General features: G+C 47.6%; 17 protein-coding genes. 9 read left to right on the forward strand and 8 right to left on the reverse strand.

Translation table 11 applies throughout. The features are described from left to right. The 6 genes from G5S52_RS22185 to G5S52_RS22210 all read right to left on the reverse strand — a co-directional run. On the reverse strand, nucleotides 1-1381 hold a 1381-nt coding region (locus G5S52_RS22185), incomplete at its 3' end, for a LamG domain-containing protein (protein WP_165018572.1). A 233-nt stretch (nucleotides 1382-1614) separates the two neighbouring features. Next, complete coding sequence (locus G5S52_RS22190) at nucleotides 1615-4404, reverse strand: J domain-containing protein (protein ID WP_165018574.1); 2790 nt, start codon at nucleotides 4402-4404, stop codon at nucleotides 1615-1617. Further along, entirely contained in the window at nucleotides 4401-5180 is a 780-nt protein-coding gene (locus G5S52_RS22195) for a DUF1266 domain-containing protein (RefSeq protein ID WP_165018576.1), read from the reverse strand. Before G5S52_RS22195 ends, G5S52_RS22190 begins: the two co-directional genes overlap by 4 nt. Nucleotides 5181-5310: 130 nt before the next feature. Continuing rightward, nucleotides 5311-5946 carry a YdcF family protein gene (locus G5S52_RS22200; protein ID WP_165018579.1) on the reverse strand — a complete coding sequence of 212 codons (636 nt, stop codon included), beginning with the start codon at nucleotides 5944-5946 and terminating at the stop codon, nucleotides 5311-5313. Between the two features lie 99 nt (nucleotides 5947-6045). After that, nucleotides 6046-7398 (reverse strand): ABC1 kinase family protein, encoded by a 1353-nt coding sequence (locus G5S52_RS22205; RefSeq protein ID WP_165018581.1) that lies wholly within the window; start codon nucleotides 7396-7398, stop codon nucleotides 6046-6048. A 146-nt stretch (nucleotides 7399-7544) separates the two neighbouring features. Beyond that, nucleotides 7545-7880, reverse strand: a complete 336-nt coding sequence (locus tag G5S52_RS22210; protein WP_002541208.1) for a zinc ribbon domain-containing protein YjdM — start codon at nucleotides 7878-7880, stop codon at nucleotides 7545-7547. A gap of 482 nt (nucleotides 7881-8362) precedes the next feature. Here G5S52_RS22210 and G5S52_RS22215 point away from each other — a divergent pair, with 482 nt between their 5' ends. The 3 genes from G5S52_RS22215 (at nucleotide 8363) to G5S52_RS22225 (ending at nucleotide 12020) form a co-directional block, all read left to right on the forward strand. Continuing rightward, the gene (locus G5S52_RS22215; protein ID WP_165018583.1) at nucleotides 8363-9997 is read left to right on the forward strand and encodes a methyl-accepting chemotaxis protein; all 1635 of its coding nucleotides are present in this window, start codon (nucleotides 8363-8365) and stop codon (nucleotides 9995-9997) included. A 371-nt stretch (nucleotides 9998-10368) separates the two neighbouring features. Continuing rightward, nucleotides 10369-10620 (forward strand): EAL domain-containing protein, encoded by a 252-nt coding sequence (locus G5S52_RS22220; RefSeq protein ID WP_235956481.1) that lies wholly within the window; start codon nucleotides 10369-10371, stop codon nucleotides 10618-10620. Nucleotides 10621-10829: 209 nt separating this feature from the next. Beyond that, the gene (locus G5S52_RS22225) at nucleotides 10830-12020 is read left to right on the forward strand and encodes a diaminopropionate ammonia-lyase (protein ID WP_165018585.1); all 1191 of its coding nucleotides are present in this window, start codon (nucleotides 10830-10832) and stop codon (nucleotides 12018-12020) included. Between the two features lie 70 nt (nucleotides 12021-12090). Here the strand turns inward: G5S52_RS22225 and G5S52_RS22230 are convergent, their stop codons facing one another. Continuing rightward, nucleotides 12091-12576, reverse strand: coding sequence for an Lrp/AsnC family transcriptional regulator (locus tag G5S52_RS22230; protein WP_062711616.1), 486 nt, complete (start codon nucleotides 12574-12576; stop codon nucleotides 12091-12093). A gap of 234 nt (nucleotides 12577-12810) precedes the next feature. On the opposite strand from G5S52_RS22230, the gene G5S52_RS22235 reads away from it, so the two are divergent. The 6 genes from G5S52_RS22235 to G5S52_RS22260 all read left to right on the forward strand — a co-directional run bounded on the left by G5S52_RS22235 (nucleotide 12811) and on the right by G5S52_RS22260 (nucleotide 19198). Next, nucleotides 12811-13584 (forward strand): maleate cis-trans isomerase family protein, encoded by a 774-nt coding sequence (locus G5S52_RS22235; protein WP_165018587.1) that lies wholly within the window; start codon nucleotides 12811-12813, stop codon nucleotides 13582-13584. Nucleotides 13585-13670: 86 nt separating this feature from the next. Then, nucleotides 13671-14846 carry a M20 aminoacylase family protein gene (locus G5S52_RS22240; RefSeq protein ID WP_165018589.1) on the forward strand — a complete coding sequence of 392 codons (1176 nt, stop codon included), beginning with the start codon at nucleotides 13671-13673 and terminating at the stop codon, nucleotides 14844-14846. Between the two features lie 122 nt (nucleotides 14847-14968). Beyond that, nucleotides 14969-16012, forward strand: a complete 1044-nt coding sequence (locus tag G5S52_RS22245; RefSeq protein WP_165018591.1) for a TRAP transporter substrate-binding protein — start codon at nucleotides 14969-14971, stop codon at nucleotides 16010-16012. Between the two features lie 88 nt (nucleotides 16013-16100). Further along, on the forward strand, nucleotides 16101-16643 hold the full coding sequence (locus G5S52_RS22250; RefSeq protein ID WP_165018592.1) for a TRAP transporter small permease: 543 nt from the start codon (nucleotides 16101-16103) through the stop codon (nucleotides 16641-16643). Beyond that, complete coding sequence (locus G5S52_RS22255) at nucleotides 16643-17989, forward strand: TRAP transporter large permease (protein WP_165018594.1); 1347 nt, start codon at nucleotides 16643-16645, stop codon at nucleotides 17987-17989. Before G5S52_RS22250 ends, G5S52_RS22255 begins: the two co-directional genes overlap by 1 nt. 27 nt (nucleotides 17990-18016) lie before the next feature. After that, the gene (locus G5S52_RS22260; protein WP_165018596.1) at nucleotides 18017-19198 is read left to right on the forward strand and encodes a M24 family metallopeptidase; all 1182 of its coding nucleotides are present in this window, start codon (nucleotides 18017-18019) and stop codon (nucleotides 19196-19198) included. Here G5S52_RS22260 and G5S52_RS22265 read toward each other — a convergent pair. Continuing rightward, on the reverse strand, nucleotides 19188-19790 hold the full coding sequence (locus G5S52_RS22265; RefSeq protein WP_165018598.1) for an HAD-IB family hydrolase: 603 nt from the start codon (nucleotides 19788-19790) through the stop codon (nucleotides 19188-19190). The two genes, G5S52_RS22260 and G5S52_RS22265, sit on opposite strands and share 11 nt — an antisense overlap. Between the last annotated feature and the right edge of the window lie 3 nt (nucleotides 19791-19793).

The following is a 19793-nucleotide window of genomic DNA, read 5'->3' on the forward strand; positions in this document are numbered from 1 at the left end:
TCAGCAGACCGTCTTCCGACAGCAGCGCATCAAACGCTCCGGTCGCCACGTTCTCTACCCAGCGCCCTTTCGCACGGCTGAAGTCGTAGTACGCCAACAGGTCTGCCTCACCCGCTACCGGCGGCGTCAGCATGTATCCCTGCACCTCACTCCCGCTCAGCGCACGGCTCCACACCTGCACATCGTCTACCTGACCGTTGATGTAGAAAGCACCACCAAATGAGTTATTCATTGCCCCAATTAATAGAGAACGCGCAGAATTCCCTTTAAAGTCAATGTTTGACTTGCTTAATACATTGATTCCATTTAGGTAGCCATGAAGTGACTTCGAATCTTTGTCATAAGTGACAGTTACGTGGTTCCAAATAACAGATGGGTTAAATGTATCTTGGGGCGAATTACCGATATTTTTTCCAACGCCGGCAATTAGCTTGCTACCATTTCGACCGACATAAAATCGATGATCACCTCCATCTCTGGATCCCGACAACTGATATTCACCATCATATCCGTGATGCATTACCCAATACATCAGTGTCATTGAAGAATTGCTATCGGCATGAATCCCAGTGAGTGCATATGATTCTGAATCTCTTAATTCCAGAACACGATCACCAATACTTACATTTAAGCCACTTGTCTCATGATCAGCATATTCATACCAATTACTTTTTCCATTAGAATTAGAATCAACCCAAGAGTCCGCTAATAAAACATCACTTAAATTCGTAAACTCATAACCATCAGAAATTCCATCACCATCTGTGTCAAATAGACAGGGATCAAATCCATTCTCTATTTCAAAGCCATCTGAGAGTCCGTCATTGTCTGAGTCAAAATCATCGAAACTGTTACACCCTCCGCTCTCTTGAAAATCATATAATCCATCATTGTCTTTATCACTAAAGCCAAACTCATAAACCAGAGATTCAATGCTATTTTCAAGACTGCTGTATCCTACAACTTTCCATTTTACCTTTTCTCCACTTGTCACTGAGAAATAGTCAGAAGGAATTATCAATTTACTTTCTTGCAGGCCAGATTTGTATTTGGTACTTTCATTTCCATCGCTGATATAGACATCAAAAAACTTTACTCCGCTTGGCTTAGACCAAGTCAATCTGACGGTATCAGTTTGTACTTCTTCATTCATCAATGGACTTAACAACAGGATTGGGTCACTAAATGCCACATTATCAATATCGCCAGAATAAATAACATTCCCCGCCCCGTCATATATGTACGTAGATTTTTCGCTGGCATGCTCCACATTATTGATAGCTATCAATCTACCTAACAAATCATATTCGAAAGAGTAACTGGAACCATATGCCTTACCGACAAACATCAATACAATGATAAAAAGTGAAAGTGATTTCATAAGTTAATGGCCAAGAAATTAGATACTACAAACTTAGCTACTTAATAACAAAACCATAAGGGGAATAAATGATTTATTTGATGAAGATCCTTAAATCCCATATATAAAACACACAACTTGACGCATATAAAAATAATTTAATAGCAAGCATTATCACTAAATGTGATGAGTTACATTTTCAGTGAAAAAGCAATTAATCACCTCATTATCCACAACTAAAAAATGGTTTTAAATTAACTCTTAAACCCCAACACTTTCCGCAAATTCACTTTTCCACTCTTAACCACCGTCTTATTCCAGCCTCCACGGCCATAAATCTCACTTAGTCCATTCGCTGCTGAGTAATTGGCGATGAGATTGACAAAAGCAAGAAACAGAGAGCGGGAAACCAACGCTACCACGCAGGTTAACGCTGCATAGATAAAGTACTTTTTCCTGTCATCGTTCAGTATCATCGGGCGTGATACTTTCCATGCCAGATAAATCTGCCCAAACAGAAACGCGGAAATCGCACCATATAGGCTGTTTTTGTCCAAATACGCGCCTTGCGCAGAAACATTGGGAAAGATAATTAGAGAGGAAACAAACAACACCAGCGAAATGGCTTTAAGGCTAAAGCGGCTGTAGGAGGCAGCATGCTTTCCTTTCGTCGCCAAGTCCTTTTCCAACTGCGTTTGATACATCTCTTCAAGGTAAGCCACTGCAACATCAGTGGTCTGTTGCTGAAGCTTAGTTTGCTTCGGGCGTCTGTCTGCCAATGCTTTCAAAGACGAAGTGTTATAGCCGTTGCCATTCAACCCCAAGTGCAACTGGGTAAGAAGAATACAGATGGGGTAGTGGAAATCCTCCGCCTCTTTTGACGGTGAGTGCTGCTCAAATTCCTGCGGCGGCGCAAACCAAGCCATATTTGTGGTGATCATGGCGTGAATAAACTCTGGTTTGTCGTAATGGTAGGTCTCTTTCGCCAACCCTTTTTCCTGCTTTAATCGGATAAGAGTTTGCTGTTGCCAGTCCACCACCACATGGAAATGCGGATTGGCATCCAGGTTGGCTGCAACCAGATTCCAAAAGACAATCGCCTCGTCAAAATGCTCCTCGGCCAATAGACGGGAAAGCGCGATAGTGGCACAAAGATCACGCGCTTTAGCCCTTTCCATTAACGTCTCGATACTCTCACTTTCTATCAGCAAGGACACTTGGCTATCGACCACCAGCCGATAGACAAACTGTTCAGGGAATCGGGTAAAAGCATCGATACTCTCGGGCAGATAGTCATGAGGCTTGGCGGCAAAAGGCAGAATGAGCGAAATCGGCCCGCTAAGTTGCCGTTCGGGCAGCGGTGGCAAGCTATCCATCACCGGTTGCTTGAGTGCCCCACCCGCTCCAAGGTGGGAAAAGAACATCAGCGCCCAATCAAAAACGCCCTCAAACGCAGTTTCCTGCCATACACTGGCAATCTCATACTCTGGGTTGGCACTTCGATAGAAACAGAGTGAATCAGCATAGTTAGGATACATATTGGTTTCATGAAGCTCTTCCATGACCAAGACTTCCGCTTGCTCTAACTGTCGATACCAAGTATCAGGCAGCAAAGGATGGCGACGAATGCACTCCAGCCAATCATCCTTGGATAGTGAACTTAACTCCTCCATGGTCAGGGCTTCTTGTGAGAAGAAGGCGTCGGTTTCATAGTGCGCCAATTTTTGCTGTAGCGTTTCAGAACCACCCTGCGTTTCCATCACTTCTTTTAAGCATTGCTGCGCGAGAAGAATGGCGACACGTTCACTGCCATTTCCCAATGCGTCCAATTCCTGCTTTAGCGCTTGCTTGAGCGAATGCATCCATGCCCAGCTGCCGGAGTGCGCCGCCCATAGTACTTTGACGACCAGCGCTAAAGATCCCTCTGCACCAGTAAAATCGAGTCTGTGGCTAATCGCATTATTGTCATGCCCTACAAGCTGGCCACAAAGCCAGTCATACATCAGCTTTTCTGGGGCGCTTTCAGGTACCTCTAACAATTTTCGCTCATTGCGCCAGAATACAGGTGGCAGCGGGTTCCAGCGCTGACGTAAACATGCCAATACCAACGCCAATAAGCGATCTTGACTGAGTACGGAAAAATATTGCAGATCGGCGGCTTCAGACCAGGCATTGAGTAAGAGGAGTTTTTCCGTCACCGTTTCGATCGCTTTTGAGTGACCGATAAGCTTGGCTGCCTCCGCAATCACTTCCCATTGAGCGAGCGTGAGGGTTTCTGCGGGGCGTTCAATGAGGTCAGACACCAAGGCCTCGACAACTGACGATGACGCTGTTTTTATAGCGACATGCGCTTTAAGAAGGCTGATTTGAACATTGAGCAGATTCGGCATGACAAACGTCAGCGGCTGCAGCAGATGATAGTGCAACGCATCCACTTGCCCACGTGACAGAGCAATATGGAGAGGACGCAAAAAGCTCAGTACAGCCCTTTGTTCCGATGCACTCAGCTGAGTTAGCTCTTCGAGGGAGACAGACAGGGGTAACTGTCGCCATTCATTGAGAAACTCACCAAGTTCAACTTGCTGTTGGTCCCCGTTCAGCAAGAGATTCCAACTTAAACCGTGCCAAAGCACATCAATGATCGCGGGGGGCAACCAGCGGTTTGCTAACACCAGAGTCACAGCGTCGTCTGAGATCTTCTGCTGCTCATCGATTTGCAGCATCTGTCCGGTTTCTGTCCAGACTTTCCAGCTCGTCAATTCCATCCGCTTTGACGCATCTTGAAGCAGTGCTTTCAACGCGCTGATGTGCGGGTGTTCTGTCGCTGTTTCAGGGTTTTCGGGGGCTGATTCCCTGTTGGTTTCTCCATTGTCATCAGCGCCGCCTTTCAGCCATTGAAGAATATTTTCATACGCTTCGCGTACCCGCTTGAATCCTTCTGGATCGTCTTCTGGGTGATGTTGGCGAAGTTTGACGCGATACGCCTTCTTGATGACCGATTCATCTTGCGTAGGTTCAAGATCGAGGGTTGCCCACATGTTCATGACTGTGTCTCCCCTTCTTCTTCACTCAACAATGCACGGAGTGATTCCGGCTGAGGGATCACCGGCAGCGTGGTGTTCCATTCCAAGGCAGGAATGGGACAGTCTTTGTCTTGCTCAAGACTTTGAAAGAAGTTACTGAATCCGATATAGAAACCGTTATTGAGCAGGTATTTGACGTTGTCGATATCTTCGTCTTGATCGTTGATATATTCCCAATAGTTGCGACCAAAAATGAAGCTCTGACTGTATTGTTCCCAGCTTGAGAAGTGCTTTTGAATTTGAAGGCAGAAATAGTTGAGCAGGAAGGCAAATTCTTCTTGGGTGACTTTGCCCGCACTGAACCCTGCACGGGTAAGAAAAGAGCCACGGCAAAAATCCCACGCTTTAAAGCCGGCAATACCAACATGGCGGTAAGCCGCATCGAGATACTGCATTTCAGCCTTAGCGACCTCATTCTGCACACTGTCGATACGTTGTTGCCATTCATTGGCGCTCATGCAGGCGCGGCGTCCGAACTCTCCTTCCCAGACATCACCGTGAACTTCCCCCATTGCGAGACGGTGGATCATCTGGTGCCATTCACGGCGGGTTTCAATCCCCCAGCTATCAGCAAAGCTTTTTCCCCACGCCTCCAGATCCTCTGCATCGCGTTTTAGGCTGGGCAAGTCGTAGTCATATTCGCCACGGTTATAGCTAATTTGGGGAGCAGTTATCGCCAGCCACCATTGGCAATGGGGCAAGGAAAAGTCGAATGTGTAAGGAGTTTGCGCTTTCATCCTGAGCCTGCTTTTCTTAATTGCTTCATGCAATTAGCTCAGAATGACGTTTTCGGGCGTCAAAGTGTAGTGAGATGGATCAGGTTATCGGGCATTGAGCAGTTTGGCTCAGTTTAAGTGTTCCCTTGTCTCACCAAAGTCCCGCTTTCTTAATCTCGTTATAGGCAGACATAACGTCATCAGGAATAGCTTGTTCAATCTGAAAGCCTTGGGCTGGGTAATCCTTAATGCGCTCGAAATCACTCACCGTGGCTTCAACAACATGGTCAAACGGGAGGTCTGCCGTCGGATATTCCAGGAACGGGATAGGCGGGGATGTACAAACAACGCTTTCTACGTCATCAGGCCACTGTTTTAGAAACGTCGCGTAAGCCCTGCGCTCCATAAAAGGCTTTTGAACCAGAATGAAACGACTGAACGTCAATCCCTTCTGTGACAACACTTTGTGTGACAGCGTCACGTTTTCACCTGTATTGGTGGCTTGGCTTTCCAGTAGTATCGCCCGGTCTGGCACACCCTCATCACGCAAAATCTCGGCAAACGTTTCGGCTTCCGATTTTTCGAAAACGCCTTCAGTAAACCTGCCTCTTCCACCAGACACCAGTACGTAAGGTGCCATTCCTCGACGGTAAAGGTCGGCGGCGTGCTCAGCGACTCTCAAATCATTGCTGCATAATACAAACAGGCAGTCTGCGGGCTTAACTTCATGCCCCATAAGGTGGTAATTCCAGATAGTTTCAAGATGTTGATATAGACGTGCAGGCATTTCAGTATTCCCAGATAACGATGTATGGATACCAATACTCCTAACGCCCTTTCATTTCAAAGCAATGACACGCTTTTTCTGAAATTCGGTAGCGAATGGTTAATTCGCCACCACTTTAGCAAGCTCAGACTCTGATTCCCAAGCAAACGGGGCAAACAGTTCAGGCAAATCCACACTCACGCCAAGACGCGCTGCGAGCAGGTACAAGCCGCCGATTTTCCGGTGGAGGAAGAGTGCATCCACGGGTGGTGTGTGCCAATACCCTTGCTCGGTGCTCAGTGCCATGCCGGCATCATGAATGCGCTTGGCAAGATCACTGTGGCCGAAATCATAGGGCCCGTTATGGCGCAGAGGCTCACAGGCCGTCATCACCAAATTTACCACAGCGTCTTTTTGTTCTGGGAAGATATGCTCGCTGAAAAAGCCAATTTGGGACATGGCATCCGCCACCCCTTCTCTGTCGTTGTGCATCGCAGACGTCAGCAGCTTCTGGTAACCCTGACTTATAATGTCTGAATACAAACGGGTTGCGCCAAAATCCAACAAGACGATTTTTCCGGTATCGCGCTGGTACAGGTAATTGGCAAAGTTGGGATCGGTCTGAACACGTTGGAAGTCGAACACTTCGCGGAACAACAAGGTAAACAGATTCGAAACCAGCTCGGTTTTCTGCGTATCTGGCAAATCATCGAGGTTTTCAATCTGTTCGCCCTGCTCGTAACTCATGGTCAAAATCGACGACGTGGTCAGCGCATCATTGATTGAAGGCACGACGAATCGCTTATCACCTTTCAGCAGCTCACCAAACACCTTGGCATGTTCGGCTTCCAGTTGATAATCCGCTTCGGCGTGAAGTTGTTTTTTAGCTTCTTCAAGCAGGCTTTTGTAATCGACTTCTTTAGGCACTAGCCCTGTCAGGCGAAGCAGTGTGACGACATTATCGACATCGCTGCTGATGCTTTTCTTCACGCCAGGGTACTGCACCTTTACCGCCCGCTCTGAACCGTCGTCGTCATAAGCAAAATGTACCTGACCAATTGACGCTGCAGCGATAGGCTTGAATTTGAAGGAAAGGAAGTGTTTCTGCCAATCAGTGCCCCACTCGCTCGCCAATACATCAGCAAGTTGCTTGGCAGGCATTGGCGCGGCGTCAGAGCGCAGTCGGGCGAGGATATCGGTAAGTTCTTTTGGTAAGGCATCACCCGCATCCATACTCAACAACTGGCCGACTTTCATTGCTGCGCCACGAAGTTGTGCAAGCTGCTCAGTAATATTGGAAATGTTCTTTGGTGTCAGCAGCAGGTCTTTGGCTTTCGGGCGCTTGCCTGCAATCAATTGCTTGGCACCTTCAGCCGCCATGTTGGTCGCTACTTTGGTGACCACAGAGCCAAACATGCCGACTCTGCTCATTCGGTTGGTAGGCACCTTTTTACCGTCGTCGTACTCAGCCACAATATGCGTCCTTTTTGTTGTTTTTCCTTGAACCAGTACGAACCGAACAGAGAATCGTTCACTGGGCATCTTCATGTTGTTTGGGTGTAAACCCAAGATACAAAAAAACCGCGCTAGTGAGCGCGGTTTTTCGGGGAAGTGAGGGTTTAAACCTTCTTCACGAACTCAGACTTCAGCTTCATTGCGCCGATGCCATCGATTTTACAATCGATATCGTGGTCACCGTCTACCAGACGGATGTTTTTCACTTTAGTACCCACTTTAACAACCAGTGACGATCCTTTCACTTTCAGGTCTTTTATCACGGTGACAGTGTCGCCGTCCTGAAGAACATTGCCGTTAGAGTCTTTAATTACCTTCGTCTCTTCTGCATCAGCAGATGCATCCTGAGACCACTCGTGACCACACTCAGGGCAAACGAACAGCGCGCCGTCTTCGTAAGTGTATTCAGAGTTACATTGTGGGCAATTTGGTAAAGACATGATTGATCACCTCGGTAAGGATGGAGAATACCAATTGGACTAAATCGTCAGTCCGATTGGTACAAAGAGGCGCTAGTCTAAACCAAACCCCTAGCTTCGCATATAGCGAAACGTGATAAGCACACACTTTTTCCGGGTTTAAGATTATTTAGCCTTTAACTTGCAACAGTTAGGTGAAAATCGAGCCACATTATTGCCTACAGCCGCATAACTGAGCGATCCGTTTCCTTACATTTAAATGCATCGGATCACATTTCGGAAAAATGTTAATTCGTCACAATAAATTCATTCCAGCTATGAATTTACAAGTTAAAAGCCCACAGCCCTTTGTCTATCTAGCCAGACAGAATGCCATTTTATTTCTGTGACATTTTTGCAACATATTCAGCAATTTTGACAGCAAGCAAATGTGAAACCAGTTGCTAGAATCATTTTTTGATAAAGCCCATTATTTTAAACACTTAGTCTTTAGGGAGAGAGACATGAACGCCTTGTCCATCAGGCAACGTTTATCGTTGATCATCGTGATTGCCCTGTTGTCTTTGGTTTCAGTCACCACCATCTCGCTGATCATCAAGCGAGATAACATGCTCGAAGAACGAAAAAATCAGATTCAGGTATTAGTAGAAACCGCCGAGAGTCTGGTTACCCGCCTATACCAAAAGTCCCAGACTGGAGAGATTTCGGTTGAGGAAGCACAGCAACGGGCGATCACAGCCATGGATGCGATGCGCTACGGCACCAACGGTTATTTCATGATTTATGACATGAAGTCCACCATGGTGCACCACCCTATTGCGAGCAACCTGATCGGTAAAGATCTCGCCGACCTTCAGGACGTTAACGGTGTTTACATCATTGCGGAACAAGTGAAAAAAGCCAGAAATGGCGGTGGGTTCGTTACCTATCACTGGAAGAAAGCCGGGGCCGATGAAACACCTTACCCAAAAATTGCTTATTCTCTGCCGTTCAAGCCTTGGGGATGGGTGCTCAACACTGGATTGTATGTGGATGATGTTGATGCCATTTTCTATGAGGATGTACGTAAGATGCTGCTGATTGTGGCGGCGGTGGCTTTGGTATTAGCCGGCATTTCATTCACCATTGCCCGAAGCATCACCACTCCTTTGAGTACGTTGCAGCGCCAGTTCCAGAATGCTGAGAGAAACCTGGATCTCACCGTGCGCTCACGCCTGAAAGGCAAAAACGAAATCACGGATCTTGGCCGTGCGTTCAACAACCTGATGAATGCTTTTGAAGAAACGCTGACAGGGATTGCGCAAGGTGCCAATCAACTCAACAGCGAAGTGACCAAACTGGAAACCTTGTCCAATCACATCGTTGGTGCGTCTACTCAGCAATCAGAAGATACCGGGAGCATCGCGGCATTGGTGGAAGAGTTTGCCGCCAGCATCAATACCATTTCCCATGACGCAGACAAGATGAAGTCGCTGTCGAATGAGAATGGTGCTCAGGCTCAGCAAGGCGCCAACACCATGCAGTTGACCATCAGCAATATGGATCAGATGTCTGAGAAATCTCAGCGTTCAAGTTCAGCAGTGGCAGAGCTCGACCAGCACTCCAAAGAGATTGAAGGCATCATTAGCGTGATTAACGATGTGGCGGAACAAACCAATCTTCTCGCCCTGAACGCAGCGATTGAGGCAGCACGCGCCGGTGATCAAGGGCGTGGCTTTGCGGTTGTGGCTGATGAAGTACGTAATCTCGCAGTTCGCACTTCAGATTCCACCAAGCAGATTGCTTCTACGATTCAAGAGCTCAGAAGCGGCATTGAAACCACGGTCAGTCATATTGAAGACAGTGTCTCTGTAGTCAGCGATAACATGTCGCAAACCCACACGGCAGAACAATCAGTACGCGAAATGCATCAGAAATCGATGGATCTCATCAATATCATTGAAGAGGTCTCACGCTCATTGCATGAACAAACCATCGCAAATCAGGAGTTAGCACGCCGTATTCAGGGTATTGCCGATATGGCCTCCAACAACCATGAATCAGCGGCCGACGTTCAGGGCTCAGCCCGTGAAGTCAATGATTTGGTGGGCAAGTTCAGAAGCTCAGTGAGTCGCTTCAAGGTATCCAGCGCCATCTAACCATGTAAGCCCTTTTCTCCCTGTCCGCCCACTGCCGGGCAAGAGAACGAACAAAGCCCCATTAAGGGGCTTTGTTCGTTTTTTCCTTAGGTGGTTTAACTATACCCAAACGCCCTGAAAATGCAGGATTCAGGTCGTTTAGGTATGAAACATGCTCTTAGTCTCTAAAGCTGCACATAAACACCACAATCATTAGCGATACCTTGAAGCAAATTTAATAACCCCGTCCAATATGTCCTAGGGTCTGTTGGTGTTGTCGGGGGATAATAATCTGTCAGGAGTCTATTCAGTGCACGCTATGCAAAGAATGTCGGCGTTGAAGATATTCGCAATGAGCTTTCGCGAAGCGGTTTTGGCCCTTTTTCCCTATATTGTTCAACGTCACCATCTATGACCTTGGTTCTGGTTATTCCAGTCTCTCCATGCGGGCTAACCTCAATGCCGATTTCGTTAAGTTGGATCGGCAGTTTCTGGAAAACACTTCCAGCGAATCTGGGCAAGTACTTTACCGACACATCAGCCAGGCACTGGAGGAGATGCACTACACTGTGATTGCAGAGGGTGTCGAGAATGACACAGAGATTTCCTTAGTCTTGGCGTGCAATATCGACATTGCCCAATGATATTTCTATCACAAGGCACTGAGTAAGTCAGATATTGAAAAGCTCTTTTAGTTTCGACCCTAGGGGGCTGTTGACCATGAAATGAGGGATTTCCGCAAGCAGATAACATAATGGGGGGGAATTCCCCACCCCGGCAACCCAAGACGCAGAATTTCCGCTGTAAGACGTTGTTAAGCTTTTTATACCAAACAACACAAGGATGCACTTCAATGCCGCTTATCTCAGGAAATCTTAGTCATTTTGCTAACCCAAAATCTGACCCTTCAACTTGTTACTCCGACCAGCAAAAAGAAGTTCTGAGTGTTAGCGCAGCAGAAAGTGCCATCACAGACATTACTCAGTGGCCGGGTTACGAAGAGACGCCACTTCTGAGCCTTTCTGATTTAGCCCGAGCCAGTGACCTAGGTAAAATTTGGTACAAAGACGAATCAAAACGCTTTTCGTTGAAAAGCTTTAAAGCGCTGGGTGGCGCATTCGCCGTCGCCCGTCAACTTCAGGCTATTTTGTCGCAAAGGTATGGCCAAACGCCAACCATAGCCGAGTTACTTTCCGGCGAGTGGAAATCACAAGCCAGTGAATTAGTGGTGACCTGTGCCACGGATGGTAACCACGGTCGTTCTGTTGCGTGGGGCGCTCAGATGTTTGGTTGTGGTTGTGTCATTTATATTCACCGCGACGTGTCTGAAGGACGCAAGGAAGCCATGGAGTCGTTCGGTGCCGACGTTGTAAGGATCACTGGCAATTACGACGACTCCATCAAAATTGCTGACGCTGAAGCGAAAAAACATGGCCGTGTGATTGTCTCCGACACCTCATATGAAGGCTACATGGAGATCCCCAAAGATGTGGCGCTTGGCTATACCGTTATGTTGTCTGAAATCGTCTCTCAGATGGATGGCGAAATACCAACCCATGTTTTTGTCCAAGGTGGTGTCGGAGGTTTAGCTTCTGCAGTATGCGGTTACTTCTGGGACCTTTGGGGAGATAAGCGACCAAGATTCATCATTGTTGAACCTGAGCAAGCAAACTGCCTACAGCTCAGCGCCCAGGCCGGAGAACCTGTTGTGGTTGATGGGGAATTGGAAACCCTGATGGCAGGCCTAGCCTGTGGTGAAGTCTCAGAACTCGCCTGGAGGATTCTCAGCAATGGTGCCGATGACTTTATGACACTGTCAGAGGACGCTATACCAGCCACAATGAAAATGCTCGCCAAAGGTTTTGAGGGCGACCCAGCCATTGAAGCTGGTGAGTCCGCTGTACCAGGTTTGGCTGCCGCTGTTATCGCGCGATCTCTCCCCTTCCTCTCGGAAGCACTTTCCCTTGACGAGAACAGTCGTGTGTTGGTTTTTGGCACAGAAGGGGCGACTGATCCAGAGCTGTATAAACAACTTGTCGGCTAACGTTTCGTTACCACATTGAGGGCAGCCCAGATGATTGACTGCCCTCCTTTTTCCAAAGCAGTGTCCCTTCTTACGACTCGTCAATAGGAACGGTCAGCCCTGTTTTTACCCTGTCCATCACTACATTGGTATGGAAGCTTTTGATGTTCACATTGTCGAAAAAGGCCTCTCGTGTGAAGACGTCGTACTCCTCCATATCAGCCGCGGTCACAATCAAAATAAAATCCGAGCTGCCTGTCACGTAATAGCACTGCTGTACTGACTTGTTAGCCTTCATTTCCTTCTTGAAGTTATGCATCAGATCCACCCTTTCTCTTTCAAGAGTGACTTGCACAACAAACGTCATCGCTTTCCCTATGGCTTTAGGATCAATAACAGATACATCAGCTTTGATGATTTTCTGTTCCCGTAACTTTTTTAATCTTCTTTGAACCGCCGCAGGAGACAGACCCACCATGTCGGCAATTTGATCAGATGTCGCCCGATTGGAGTCCTGCATAATATTGAGAATTTTCCGGTCAAAACTGTCGATAGAAAACGTTGATGAGCGTCCCATGCTCTTTTTACTCCCTGTCTATGTTGATTTCACTCGCTATCAAGAAAAGCTAGCAACCCGAAGCCTGATTATCCGCTTTGAAGGCGCATTTTCCTCAGCAACTTAAATCTCACTATAGACCACAAAAATTGCGGATTTCCCTCGTTAAAAGCGTCGTTATTTTGGTTTTTCTTCAATGTCGTCGCGAGAAGATGGTGTTGTTAACGAAATGTCATCAATACAAATGAGGTAGTAATGAAAGCCGTAGCCCTTTCGCCACAATACAGTTTGAGCCATCTGGCACCCGATGGGCGTGTTGGGGTTATCGCACTGGCGACGGATTTCAATATTGAGTACGAGCTTGCGACACTTCTTCCTGAAGATATTCGTGCTTTTACCAGTCGGGTAAAAAACATCAATCCACTGACTATCGAAAACCTAAAAACCATGGCGCCGGATATTACGCGTGCTGCGGATTGTATTCTGCCAGGCACAGATCTCGATGTGATTATCTATGCATGCACCTCAGGCACGATTGCCATTGGCGATCATCAGATTAGAGAATTAATCCATTTAGCGCGCCCCGATGCCTTGGTGACAAATCCTGTCAGTGCATCTCTGGCTGCCTTCAATAGTTTGGGCGCTAAAAATATCTCTATCCTGACACCCTACACAGAGGCGGTGAACAGGGAGCTGGCTGCATTTTTTGAAACCCAAGGCTTGGAGGTTATTAACATTGCCGGCTTTGACTTTGAAGACGATACCGCAATGACGTTTATCTCTCCGGAAGATATAGCTCAAGCTGCCATAACGATTTGTGACCCGGAGGCTGATGCGCTGTTTATCTCTTGCACGGCACTGCGCGCCGCTGAGGTAGTATCGCGTATCGAAACAGTCATCGAAAAGCCTGTGGTCACCAGCAACCTTGCCCTAATTTGGCATACGATGACGCTTTTGAATGACAATACGCCAATAAAAGGATATGGTGTGCTTCTGGAAACGCCATACTCAATAAGCAATTCAAATTAGCGCCATCTGGGATCTAACATGGCGCCAATCAAAAGATACCGTTAAAAAGAGACATTCAACCCAGAGCTACGGAGAGCTTCAAAACTATGTCCAACCTGCCCCAACAACTGATCAGCGATATGGTTGCATGGCGACACCACCTGCACCGATTTCCAGAGTGTGGCTTTGACGTCAATCTCACCGCTGATTTCATCGCGGATAAGCTTCAGAGCTTTGGCATTGAGGTGGTACGTAACATCGGCCAAACGGGCTTGGTAGGCATACTCCGAAATGGCACCAGCGATGCCAGCATCGGCTTACGTGCAGACATGGACGCTTTGTTCATTCATGAGCAAAACGAGTTTGATCATGCTTCTCAGCACGAAGGACAAATGCATGCCTGTGGGCATGACGGCCACTCAGCGATGTTGCTTGGCGCAGCAAGCTATCTTGCAGCCAACTCGGACTTTGATGGCACGGTGTATTTCATTTTTCAGCCGGACGAAGAACATGGGTGTGGTGCTCAGGCGATGATTGATGACGGCTTGTTTGAGCGCTTTGCCATTGACGAAGTTTATGGCATTCACAATTTTCCCGGATTGGCCGAAGGTGAACTCATGGTTAGGCCAGGTTCACTCATGGCCAGCGAAAGTGGATTCGAAATCAACATCGAAGGCGTTGGTGGTCATGCTGCCCTTCCTCATCAAGGTGTTGATCCGCTTGTCACCGGTGCGCAAGTCATTCTTGCGTTACAAACTATCGTATCCCGTAATCTCAGCGCCATCAGTGAAACGGCTGTGATTTCAGCAACAGAATTTATTACTGATGGCACCGTCAATGTGATCCCCGGAAAGGTCACTATCAAAGGCGATTGTCGCTGTTTCACGGAGAAAACGCTGGAACACATCGAGCAGCGAATGAAACAAGTCGTTGCCGGTATTTGTGAAGCAGCAGGAGCAAACCACACCTTTCAATTCACCAATACCTTTTATCCTACCGTCAATTCACCCCAGCAAACGGCCTATGCGGTGGAGGCTGCGGAAAAAGTGCTAGGCAAAGGCAAGGTCAATGCGAGTTGCGAGCCACTGACAATCTCAGAAGATTTTTCCAGCATGCTGAGAGTCAAACCCGGTTGCTATGTGCTGTTAGGAAATGGCACAGAATCGGTAGGAGGCTGCGCCCTCCACAACCCAAAGTACGACTTCAATGACAGCATCCTGCCTTTGGGTGCCCGTTATTGGATCCAACTGGTCAAAGACCGACTTGGTAGGCCCAATGGCTGACCTCTCATAAGCGACTCCCGCTCTTCATAGGGCACAGATCCAAAAGCACAAAAGCCGCAAGTGGCACCGCCGTCTTGCGAGGGACAGTGCTGTCTGAATTTCGACATACGAGGAATGTAAGGATGAAGCAATTTGGCATTATGTTATTGAGTCTTGGCATGATTTTCAGTGCTCAGGCAGAAACGTGGAAGTTTGCGTCTGAAGAGGACAAAACCGACGTGCAAGACATCTACGCGCAAAAGTTCGCGGAGGTGATCAAGAAAGAGTCTGACGGAGATATACGCGTCCGTATTTACTATTACGGTCAACTCGGTACTGAGAATGACATCGTTGAGCTGGCAGCCAAGGGCACCATTCAATTCGTGTCTGTCGGGTCAGGACACCTTGGCTCTTATGTCCCAGAAGTGCAAGCAGTCAGCCTTCCCTACGTATTAGGTACGGATGAAGTTGTGACCCATAAAGTACTGACTGGAAGCCCGACCATTTATGAAAACCTTGCTGCTAAGTTTGAGAACGTCAACCTGAAGCTGCTTTCAATGATGTCAGAAGGCGAAATGGTTTGGGGGGCTAACAAAGCCATTCGCACCCCCGAAGATTTCGCTGACCAAAAGATCCGCACCTTTACGTCAACCATCCCTGTTGAAACCTATAAAACGTTTGGGGCAACCCCAACACCACTGTCTTGGGGTGAAGTCTATGGTTCTCTGCAACTGAAAACCATTGATGGCATGGTTAACCCTATCTATTTCATCTACAACGCTAAATGGCATGAAGTACAGGATTACCTGATGTTCCCTGGCCAACAGCCTTACGTCAGCACGGTTTCCACCAACAGCAAATGGTTCACCGAACTCGCGCCTGAAAAGCAAGCCATGGTGAGAAAAGCGATCAAAGAAGCCGACAAAGCCGCTTATGACTATCAGCTGCGAATCAACCAAGAGAACCTCGACAAAATTATGGCCGAGCGTCCGAATATGCAGGTCGTGAAGCTCAATGAGGAAGAGCGAGAGAGATTTAAGCAGCTGAGCAAAAACTTGCACGAAACTTACTTCGATGTTGTCGCAAATACCTATCCAGCCGAAGAACAAGCTGCGGCCAGGAAAGAGGCCAAAGCCATTCTCGAAAGTCTGATTCAGGAAGTCAAAGTCGCGGGTTCACAACAGTAATCGGTTGCCTTCAGGGAGCACTGTGATGCGCTCTTTGAAGGCACATTTGCCTTTCTTCGAGGCAAGCAGACAAGATGTGGGACGTTTTATGAAACATCTGCTGAAGAAAATCAGTGCGTTTACTGAGCAATTGGAGCGGGTTCTAATTATCAGCGGCATCATTGCCATGATGGTAAATTCCACCGCCAACGCTATTGGACGGTACGCGTTTAATAAAAGTATTTTCTTTTCCGAAGAGCTTAATCAATTCCTGATTGTCGGCGTGACATTCATCGGCTTTGCCTATGCTGTTCGGAAAGGACGTAACATCAGAATGACCGCGCTTTATGACGCGCTTGGCTACAAAGCCAGAAAGGTTCTAACGACTATCATCGCTCTTTTTACTGCCCTTCTGCTGTTCTACCTCGCGTACCTGTCTGTGTTTTATGTTGCTGAACTTAAGAGCATTAACAGGCTCAGCCCTGCGCTGCAATTTCCGGTGTATTACATCTACGCCATTATTCCGATTGGATTCGCGATGGCCGGTCTTCAGTACGCCATGAGTTTTGCCATGAACCTCCTTCACCCGGAAATCTACGTTTCTTTGGATGTCACTGAGGAAGAAGAAAAAGACAGTATGGGAGCACTCTAATGAATGACATCATCCAATTCCTATCTGACATCGTCGCGGGTGAACTCGATATTTATGTCATCACATTCACGCTCGTTTCCGTGATGATTGTGCTGCTTTTCCTTAGCTTCCCGATGGTTGTGCCATTGGCAATCGGTGCTTTAATAGGCCTGCTTCATTTTTCGCTCGTCGATCCTGAAGTGCTCATCCAGCAGATGGTGACGGGGATTTCCCCCAACGCACTTATCGCCGTGCCTATGTTCATCTTCGCTGCAGACATCATGACCCGCGGCCACACGGCCAATAATCTGCTCGGTCTGATTCAGGCGTTTGTTGGCCACTTAAAAGGCGGCTTGCCGATTACTACCTGCATCAGTTGTACATTATTTGGCTCTGTCTCTGGCTCTACACAGGCGACTGTGGTTTCCGTGGGACAAATCATGCGGCCTAAATTGCTGCAAGCTGGCTATAAAGATAGCTTTGTCATGGCACTTATCATCAACGCTAGCGACATTGCTTTTCTGATCCCGCCCAGTATCGGTTTGATTCTTTATGGCACACTTGCCAATGCCAGTGTCGGTGAACTCTTCATTGCGGGTATTGGGCCCGGCATTGTCCTCACTATCTTCTTTGCTACTTATAGCTACTTTTATAGCCGCAAACATTCAGACAGCATCAGTTTGGTTGAAGAAACCAACCGTGAAGAAAAAATGGAAGCGATTAGAAAATCTATCCTTCCTTTAGGCTTTCCTGCTCTGATCATTGGCGGGATCTATTCAGGTATTGTCACACCCACAGAAGCAGCGTCCTTCGCCGTGCTCTACGCTATTGTCGTTGAGTGTGTGTTTTACCGAATTTTAGGTACCATAGATGTGCTTGATGCTGCATTAAGCACAGGCCTGATTACCGCGGTCGTATTTGTTTTGGTTGGGATTGGACAGGCTTTTTCTTGGTACATCTCGTTCGAACAAATTCCGCAGGACTTGCTGGCCCCGTTAGACCTCAGCAGCGCCTCTCATGAATACATTCTGTTTGTTATCGCGTTGGCGTTTTTTGTCGGATGTATGTTTGTCGACTCCTTGGTGGTATTGCTGATCCTAACACCTATTTTCGCGCCAATTGTTGATGCAGCAGGGCTGGACCCCGTTCACGTAGGCGTGCTTATCACCCTGCAAATGGCGATAGGATCTGCAACACCTCCTTTCGGTTGCGACATCTTTACTGCTATTGCGATTTTTCAGCGTCCTTATCTTGAGGTCATTCGAGGTGCCTTGCCTTTCTTCCTCATTCTGTTGGTGATGTCAGCATTGCTCATTTTCTTGCCGGATATTGCACTTTTGCCGAGAGACATACTATTCAGTAAATAACATTTGATAATCAAGGAGAACAACGTAATGCCCCTATTGCCACTGAACCCACCAGCCAGAGGCTTTGCTCAACGTGAATTCGAATTACGCACTTGTGAGCTACAAAAACAGATGCGGGGAAAGCAGCTTGATGCCATTTTCTTCACGACTGAGGCTGAGTTTCGCTATTTCAGTGGCTTTAAATCGCAGTTCTGGGAAAGCCCTACCCGACCTTGGTTTCTGGTTGTTCCTGCCGAAGGAAAACCCATTGCGGTCGTCCCTGAAATTGGCGTCTCTGGTTTTGAACTCACCTGGATAACGGATGTGCGCAGCTGGCCCTCGCCCAGACCTGAGGACGATGGCATCAGCTTACTCGCCAAGACACTGCACGAAGTCAGCACACGGTTTCGCCGCATTGGCGCCATGCTGGGTCCGGAAACCCATTTACGCATGCCAGCGAACAACTTCGCCTCGCTTCAGAAATTGCTGTCACACCACTCTTGGGTAGATGTATCGAACATTATCCAGACCATAAGAAGCGTTAAATCCAAAGCAGAGATAGAGAAAATCCGATTCTCATGCAATATCGCCGCTGAAGCCTTTGACTACCTGCGACAACACTTATCTGTGGGCGTTACTGAAAGAGAAGCGTGTAAAGCCATGCATTTAGAAATGCTCAGGCTTGGCGCGGATTCGTGTCCGTATCTTATTTCAGGCTCTGGCCGCGCAGGGTACGACAGTATCATCATGGGGCCTACCGATCGGATACTTGCTGAAGGTGATGTACTCGTTATCGACACAGGCGCCAACTTTGACGGCTATTTCTGCGATTTTGACCGAAACTACGCGTTTGGTAGCGCAACGAAAGAAACGGTAGACGCCTATGAAGCGGTTTATGCGGCCACGGAAGCAGGGCTAGCAGCTGCACAGCCGGGTCGCACGACAGGCGATGTGTGGCAAGCCATGTGGTCAGTCTTAGAACAAGCAGGGGCACTTGGCAACGATGTTGGGAGAATGGGTCACGGTCTTGGCATGCAACTAACTGAGTGGCCTTCTTTTATTCCTAAAGGAGATGTGGTGTTAAAGCCCGGTATGGTGCTTACCTTGGAACCAGGAATGGCATTTGCCCTCAACCGTATGATGGTGCACGAAGACAATATCGTTATCACGGAAAATGGGTGTGAACTTTTACACCCGAGAACCTGGGACAAACTGCCTGTTATTGGTTAGTACTGATTCTATTTCCACATAAGTACTTCACATCCGCTAAGGCAAGCATAGGTAGATCTTCATCAGTATCCCCATAAGCATATACCTGAGTATACTTGTTAAGGTCTACCGTTTTCCGCACTGCAGCAGCTTTGTTTTCGCAGCTACAATCACCATTCAGATATCGCCCTGTGAACCGCCCATTTTTTACTGACATAGTGCTGCAAAGCAGTTTTATATCATGGCGTTCGCAGAAATGACGGAGGTAGATATTCAGTGTGGCAGAGACAAGATAAACGTCGTCACCATTTGCCTTATGCTTGGCAAGCGTTTCCATCGCATCTGGCTTTAATACGGTTGTCAGATACTCGACAGCAAAGCGCTTGGCAATCAGATCGACCTCTTCTTCGCACCGACGCCAAAACGCGACGTATGCAAGTACTGGGCGTGTTTTTCTGGCAGGAAGAAGGCCAAGCTTGTATAGCAAAATAACTGGCCACACCAACGCAAAACCTATCGCGAGCCGACGTTTTGGGGTCGCGTAGAAAAGAAACGCAGTGAAGGTATCTTCCGTGGTGATGGTGCCATCAAAATCAAAGAGCGCTAAATTCATCGG

It is taken from the genome of Grimontia sedimenti, from assembly GCF_011045095.1.
Classification (GTDB): domain Bacteria; phylum Pseudomonadota; class Gammaproteobacteria; order Enterobacterales; family Vibrionaceae; genus Enterovibrio; species Enterovibrio sedimenti.